The sequence below is a fragment of the Acidithiobacillus sp. TH-A36 genome (assembly GCF_057473445.1).
Map to the genome: position 1 here is coordinate 1 of NZ_JBYCKP010000331.1, position 6,764 is coordinate 6,764.

Below are 6,764 nucleotides of genomic sequence, written 5' to 3' on the forward strand. Positions count from 1 at the left end.
GTCGTCGCCAAGGAAGAAGAGCGTTTGCGGGAAATTGAAGCGGCCCTGCAGCAACTGGAGGAACAGGCAGCACGACTGGAGTTGCTCTGAACATGGCAGATTCTGAGCCTCGCCAACCCCGTTACTACCCCCTCGAACTGCTATTTGGCAAGATTTTTTCGCCTTTCGAGCAGTTTTTGCGGCGAGCGACAGCAGGCGGAATTATTCTGATTGTCGCGACGCTGCTGACCCTGTTCCTCAGCAATTCCCCCTGGCATCAGTCCTATCACCTGTTTTGGGAAAATCATTTCGGCATCCATTGGGGTCACTGGATGCTCGACCAGAGTCTGCACCACTGGATCAATGACGGACTGATGGTCGTGTTCTTTTTTGTGGTCGGCCTCGAATTAAAACGTGAATTTCTGGTAGGAGAATTATCTTCCCTACGGGATGCAGCCCTGCCCATTATTGCCGCAGGGGGCGGGATGCTGGTTCCCGCACTGATCTACCACCAAATCAATCCCAGTGGTTCTGCCGCCGAAGGCTGGGGAATTCCCATGGCAACGGACATTGCCTTTGCCATTGGCATCCTCGTTTTGCTGGCCTGGCGGATCCCGCGTAACCTGATTGTTTTTCTGACCGCCCTGGCTATTGCCGATGATCTTGGCGCGGTGCTGGTCATTGCTATTTTTTACACCCCATCCTTGAATATTTCGGCATTGATCATCGCCGGCCTGATACTGCTGGGCTTGATTCTGCTTAATCAGAGTGGCGTTCGCAAAGTCCTGCCTTACCTGATTCTGGGGCTACCTTTCTGGTATTTTGTGATGCTCTCCGGCATTCATGCTACGGTCGCCGGCATTCTGCTCGCCTTCACCATACCGGCACGGGGACGGGTTCGTCCTGACCAACTGGCGGACACCCTCAGCGCCCGCAGTGAAAACCTGCGCGATACCATCATTCACAGCAAACGTCTTGATCCGCTGGTCAACGGCAAACTTGCGGGCATCATTCAAAGCATTGAACACAGTAGTGCCGAGGCCATTGCACCGCAGCAACATCTGGAACACAGTCTTCAGCCTTGGGTAACTTTTGCGGTGATTCCCATTTTTGCGCTGGCCAATGCCGGCATCAATTTCGCCCACGTCAGCAGCGAAATGCTGCTCAGCCGGGTTACGTTGGGTATTTTTCTGGGACTGGTGCTCGGCAAGTTTGTCGGCATTTCCCTGTCGAGCTGGCTGGCCATCAAAATCAAAATGGCCCGCATGCCCACTGGCGTGAGTTGGCCCCATCTTCTGGGTGCTGCCTGGCTGGCTGGAATCGGCTTCACCATGTCTTTATTTATCAGTGAGCTGGCCTTTAAAGATGCATTTATGATAGAGGAAGCCAAGCTCGGCATTTTGCTGGCTTCACTGACTGCCGCCTGCATAGGACTGGTCTGGCTATTTTGGGTGGGCAGTAAAAGCAAGGAGTTAGAATGATTCCTGAAGACCTCATAGATGTCGTCAAACAAGCGCTTCGCGAAGATATAGGGAGCGGTGATCTGACCGCTGCACTCATTCCCGAAGCGCAGACACTCCAGGCCCGCATCATCAGTCGTGAGCCAGGGATTCTCTGTGGACAGCCCTACGCCACGGCCACGTTTGCCGCACTTTCCTACCAGCTGAAGCTACACTGGGAGGTTGCTGAAGGGAGCGCCGTTGCCGCCGATCAGGTGCTGTGCCACCTCGAAGGCCCGGCCCGCGCCCTCCTCAGTGCCGAGCGTTGCGCCCTGAACTTTCTCCAGACCCTGTCAGGCACAGCAACGGCCGTGCATCATTTTGTAGAATTGCTGAAGGGCAGCAGGACCCGCCTGCTGGACACCCGCAAGACCATACCCGGCCTACGTCAGGCGCAAAAATATGCGGTACGTGTGGGTGGGGGGCACAATCATCGGCTGGGACTGTTTGATGGGATTCTCATCAAGGAAAATCACATTGCCGCCTGTGGCAGCATTACGGCGGCGCTGAGTGCTGCCAGGTCCCTTGCTCCGGCCCTGACCCGCACCGAAATTGAGGTGGAAAACCTGGAACAACTCGAAGAAGCCTTGGCGGCAGGGGCGGATATGATCCTGCTCGATAATTTCGGGCTGGAATCCCTGCGCCAGGCCGTGCAGAGAGTGGCCGGGAAAATTCCTCTGGAAGCTTCGGGGAATATGGGCATCCACAACATAGCCGCCGTCGCCGCTACCGGCGTCGATTTTATCTCCGTCGGCAGTCTTACCCGTAATTTACACAGCCTGGATTTATCCCTGCGCTATTTTTGAGCTCAGGCGCGGGCTTCTGCATCCAGGCTGCGCAGCGTCTCATCGGCGCCTGCGGCAGCGGTCAGGTCGGCAACATTTTCCTTGGTGAAAAACCCCTGAAAACCACCAAAACGCTGCACGTATTCAATAATCAGGGAAGAATGCTCCGAAGCGCTGGAAAAAATCTGTTTCAAGCCTTCCTGCTCCGAACCGATGACCTGCAACAGAAACTTCTGCCCGCAATTTCGCAAGGTGTCCACCACATAATCAATGTTGATCTGATCATGGGTATACCCATCCTGCACGCCCACGGCCAGATGGTGCAGGCGGGGGCCAAAATTACGCACAAAAGCTTCTGTGGGCGAAGGCTGACCAATCAGATGATTGCAAAAATAAGGATGATTGGCAGCGGTAAACACCTTGGCAGGACTATTCAACACGTTTTCATAGTGCACGCTTTTGGTGACATTGGTAGAAGAATTCTGGTCGGGAATATCGTAAGAACCCCAGTAGTAATAACTGGACAGGGTCAGATATTCGAGTATGGCGGCTTCCCGGTTCTGGCTGTATACCCGGGTTGCCAGATGATCGATAGGCAGCAGTAACTGCTCCAGACCCAGTTGTTCTCGTAACACTTTGGCTTGTTCAAAAGCCACCTGCATATCATCGCGGATGGAAGACAAACCCAGGGAATAAACGCGGATGTCATTATCAGGCCGTTCCCAGTAACCGACAATATTGTGGGTATAGGGAGAAGGTTTGACGATGGCCATGTTGCCCGGCAACTCCAGGTGCCGCACCTGTTCCTGATTAAAAAAACGGACTTCGCGGTTTTTTTGTACTGCAAGTACTTCATGGAGATTTTTGACCTGAAAGACTTCGCCCATGTAGCGCGAGTTGGGACGCTTGGCCCCCACCGGATACACTTCGTTCAGGCTGCGGAAAATACCATGCAGATTGGGGTCTTTCACTTCACGAACCAACACATCGGGAGCATCCATATCAATGCGGAGAATGTGGGTGGAATGCTGATCGGTTTCGAGGGTGACCAGATAATTGTAAGGCGTCATCAAACACAATTCATGCACATAAGCGGCAGAATGTCCCGGCTCTACCGTAATCATCAGTGCATCAATGCGGCCAATATTTTCCGTAAGCCCCTGGCGATCGCGATCTTCCAACAGGCGCCCTAACCATTCTTCAAAAAAAGCCGAATTCTGCTTGTCACCCTGCCGCTGAAAATCTATTGATGCTTTCATCCATCACCCCAATTCGCCTTCACACGCTGGCTATCAGTCTAACGCGCTTAAGGCATTTTCCCAAACTGGACGTATCCGCTGGCAGCCGGTAATTGACAATATACCGTTTGGTCGGTATCTTCCAACGTCATGATGAACATGATTCAGCGCAAAACGCGCAATCCCGAACAGACCCGTAATGACCTGCTGGATGCTGCTTACCACGAAATTCTGGAATCCGGCTTTCAGGCCGCGAGTCTGGAGCGTATCCTCGCCAATACTTCCGTGAGCAAGGGGGCGCTTTATCATCATTTTGGTACCAAGCGCGATCTTGGCCTCGCGGTCATTGAAGAAGTGATCGGACCGCAACTGGAAGAGCGCTGGTTTACCATGCTTGCCCAGCATGATAATCCGATCAACGGGTTGTACAATCTCATTGCAGAAAAAATTGCCCAGGCGGATGAATCGGTCATTCGCTATGGCTGCCCCCTTAACAACCTGATTCAGGAAATGAGTCCCCTCGATGAATCATTTCGGCAAGGTTTGCAAAAAATCCTTGAACGCTGGGTAGAAGTGGTCGCCCAGGCACTCAAGGAAGGTCAATCCGCAGGACAGGTCCGTCCGGACGCGAGTCCCGAGGATATTGCCTTGTATATTGTCGCTTCCATTGAAGGCTGTGTCGGGCTGGGCAAAAATGCCCAATCCGTCGCCGCCTACCAACGCTGTCTCCGGCAACTACAAGTTTACATTAAATCTTTAGCTGTCTGACCCCGCAATAATTTCCCTTCCCTTTTTTCATACGCGAATAAGGAGGTAGAGTGATGCCTGAAATGCATTCCGAATGGCTACAACTGGAAAACGGTCCTCGTGCCTGGTACGCCCGCCCCGGTAGCAATGGCCAGTATCCCGGCGTCGTCATATTTATTGAAGCTTTTGGCGTAAACAGCCATTTTCAAGATGTGGCCGAACGATTTGCCAAAGCGGGATACTGTGCCATCGTCCCCGATTTATATCATGGTAAAACGTACGAATATGCCGACTTTGAAAATGCCATCGCGCACCTTAAAACCCTGAAAGATGATCTGGCCATGCAGGAAGCGGGGCTGGCCATAGCCGAACTGCAAAAACGTCCCGAAGTCATGAAGCACGCCATCGGCGCTGTCGGCTTTTGTATGGGTGGCCGCTTTGCGTTCATGGCCAATGCCGTACATGCGGATAAACTCGGCGCGTCCGTTGCCTTTTATGGCGGTGGTATTGCCCCGGATAAGGACCCGGCCGGACGCCAACCGCTCCTGCATCTGGTCGAACAGATGCGTGCTCCGCTGCTACTGCTTTATGGAGCCGAAGATCAATCCATCACTCCTGAGGAACATGGCCGCATTGCCGCAGCCCTCAGCACCGCCAAAAAGCGTTACACCCTGACACTGTTCCCCGGTGCCCCCCACGGTTTTTTTGCTGACCCGCGTGACAGCTATCGCCCCGAAGCTGCCGCCGAAGGCTGGCGTCTCACCCTGGATCATTTCAGTCAGCATCTTGGAGGGCAGGCATGAGTCACAAACTGTTCACGCCCTGGACAATGCGCAGCATCACGCTGCGCAACCGCATTGTCGTCGCACCCATGTGTCAGTACTCCACCCCGGATGGGATAGCCAGTGATTGGCATATGGTACATCTTGGCAGCCGTGCGGTGGGTGGCGCCGGACTGGTCATGGCCGAAGCCAGCGCTGTAAGTTCCGAGGGTCGCATTTCTCCGCGCGATCTGGGTATCTGGAATGACCCCCAAGCCGAAGCTCTGGCACCCATCGTCCGCTTCATGAAAAATCAGGGAGCCGTAGCTGCCATACAAATTGCCCATGCCGGACGCAAGGCCTCTACTCAGGCTCCCTTTGCCGGTGGCGCGCCCATCGCGCCTGATGCGGAACAGGGTTGGCAACCTTATGGCCCCAGCCCGCTGCCTTTCAGTCCGGCACACACGGTACCCGAGGCAATGACAGCTCAGGATATCGAAAAGGTCCGCAAGGACTTTGTGGCTGCTGCGCAAAGAGCGCTCCATGCCGGATTCGAAGTCCTCGAACTGCACATGGCCCATGGCTACCTCCTGCACAGCTTTCTTTCGCCCATCAGCAATCATCGTGATGATGCCTATGGTGGCAGCCTCGAAAACCGGATGCGCCTGCCTCTGGAAATCACCGATGCCGTGCGCGCGGTCTGGCCCGACCATCTGCCACTGTGGGTCCGAATTTCGGCCACGGACTGGGTACCCGGTGGCTGGGATCTGGAACAATCCGTCGCTCTTGCCAAACAGTTGCAGGCAAGAGGTGTGGACGTCATTGACTGCAGCAGCGGCGGGATGACACCTGATGCCGTCATTCCGGCTGGCCCTGGATTTCAGACGCCCTTCGCGCAACAAATACGCGAACAAACCGGTTTACCCAGTGTTGCCGTCGGACTGATTACCGAGGCCATGCAGGCCGAACATATTCTGGTTACAGAGCAGGCCGATGGTATCGCCCTTGCCCGGGAATTACTCCGCAATCCTTACTGGCCCCTGCACGCCGCCCGTGAACTGGGGGTAGACTTGCCCTGGCCAGAACAATACGATCGGGCCAAATTACGCTAAAACGCCGCCGCTTATTTCTCTACAGGGAGAGATGAAGTGGGTTGCCGGGATGGGTTGCTATCCCGGTTTTTTCATTCTGGAGCCACAGACTGATGTCTTCCCCCCAAAAACCGCTGACACTCTGGCCCTTGGCTGCACTGGCCCTGTTGACCATAATCTGGGGATATAACTGGGTCGTCATGAAAGTCGCCATAAGCGACTGCCCACCCCTGCTGTTTGCCACTCTGCGCGTTTGGCTAAGTGTCATCGTCCTGATTCCCCTGATCATCTGGCTGAAAAGACCACTGCGGATGCCCTCAGCCCGCTATATCATCCCCTTCGGCCTGTTGCAAACCACCGGTTTTATTGGGCTTGCTCTCTGGGCGCTGGAATACGGCGGCGCCGGAAAAACGGCCATTCTGGTCTACATGATGCCGCTTTGGCTGATTGTGTTTGCCTGGCCTCTACTCGGCGAGAAATTGCACGGATTACAATGGCCCGCCGTGCTATTGGCCCTGTTGGGTCTGATTGCCATTCTGAAGCCCTGGAGTTTCGACGGCGAATGGACTGGCAGCGTGATTGCACTGATTTCAGGCATTTTGTGGGCCAGTTCCGCCCTCTGGCAAAAGCGTTATGCGCCCCCCGACATGGATTTATTCAACAG

7 protein-coding genes are annotated in these 6,764 nt (G+C 54.6%); 6 read left to right on the top strand and 1 reads right to left on the bottom strand.

What is annotated here, in order from left to right; genetic code table 11:
* Positions 1-92: 92 nt before the first annotated feature.
* On the top strand, positions 93-1,460 hold the full coding sequence (gene nhaA / locus AC2VLY_RS08880) for a Na+/H+ antiporter NhaA (protein WP_193651857.1): 1,368 nt from the start codon (positions 93-95) through the stop codon (positions 1,458-1,460).
* The gene (gene nadC, locus AC2VLY_RS08885; RefSeq protein ID WP_193651858.1) at positions 1,457-2,284 is read left to right on the top strand and encodes a carboxylating nicotinate-nucleotide diphosphorylase; all 828 of its coding nucleotides are present in this window, start codon (positions 1,457-1,459) and stop codon (positions 2,282-2,284) included. The genes nhaA and nadC overlap by 4 nt, the downstream gene beginning before the upstream one ends.
* A 2-nt stretch (positions 2,285-2,286) precedes the next feature.
* Here nadC and AC2VLY_RS08890 read toward each other — a convergent pair whose 3' ends face one another.
* Complete coding sequence (locus tag AC2VLY_RS08890; protein WP_193651859.1) at positions 2,287-3,522, bottom strand: hypothetical protein; 1,236 nt, start codon at positions 3,520-3,522, stop codon at positions 2,287-2,289.
* A gap of 138 nt (positions 3,523-3,660) precedes the next feature.
* Between AC2VLY_RS08890 and AC2VLY_RS08895 the strand changes: the two genes are divergently transcribed.
* The 4 genes from AC2VLY_RS08895 to AC2VLY_RS08910 form a co-directional block, all read left to right on the top strand.
* A complete protein-coding gene (locus AC2VLY_RS08895) occupies positions 3,661-4,269 on the top strand; it encodes a TetR/AcrR family transcriptional regulator (protein WP_193651860.1) in 609 nt (202 codons plus the stop codon).
* Positions 4,270-4,322: 53 nt separating this feature from the next.
* Complete coding sequence (locus tag AC2VLY_RS08900; RefSeq protein ID WP_193651861.1) at positions 4,323-5,051, top strand: dienelactone hydrolase family protein; 729 nt, start codon at positions 4,323-4,325, stop codon at positions 5,049-5,051.
* Positions 5,048-6,121, top strand: a complete 1,074-nt coding sequence (locus AC2VLY_RS08905; RefSeq protein ID WP_486922126.1) for an NADH:flavin oxidoreductase/NADH oxidase — start codon at positions 5,048-5,050, stop codon at positions 6,119-6,121. Before AC2VLY_RS08900 ends, AC2VLY_RS08905 begins: the two co-directional genes overlap by 4 nt.
* 92 nt (positions 6,122-6,213) lie before the next feature.
* A partial coding sequence (locus AC2VLY_RS08910) for a DMT family transporter (protein WP_486922127.1) occupies positions 6,214-6,764 on the top strand: 551 nt, incomplete at its 3' end.

Bases quoted from the DNA above. Each gene is read 5' to 3' on its own strand.
- nhaA (WP_193651857.1), top strand. From the start codon at position 93: ATGGCAGATTCTGAGCCTCGCCAACCCCGTTACTACCCCCTCGAACTG.
- nadC (WP_193651858.1), top strand. From the start codon at position 1,457: ATGATTCCTGAAGACCTCATAGATGTCGTCAAACAAGCGCTTCGCGAA.
- AC2VLY_RS08890 (WP_193651859.1), bottom strand. From the start codon at position 3,522: ATGAAAGCATCAATAGATTTTCAGCGGCAGGGTGACAAGCAGAATTCG.
- AC2VLY_RS08895 (WP_193651860.1), top strand. From the start codon at position 3,661: ATGATTCAGCGCAAAACGCGCAATCCCGAACAGACCCGTAATGACCTG.
- AC2VLY_RS08900 (WP_193651861.1), top strand. From the start codon at position 4,323: ATGCCTGAAATGCATTCCGAATGGCTACAACTGGAAAACGGTCCTCGT.
- AC2VLY_RS08905 (WP_486922126.1), top strand. From the start codon at position 5,048: ATGAGTCACAAACTGTTCACGCCCTGGACAATGCGCAGCATCACGCTG.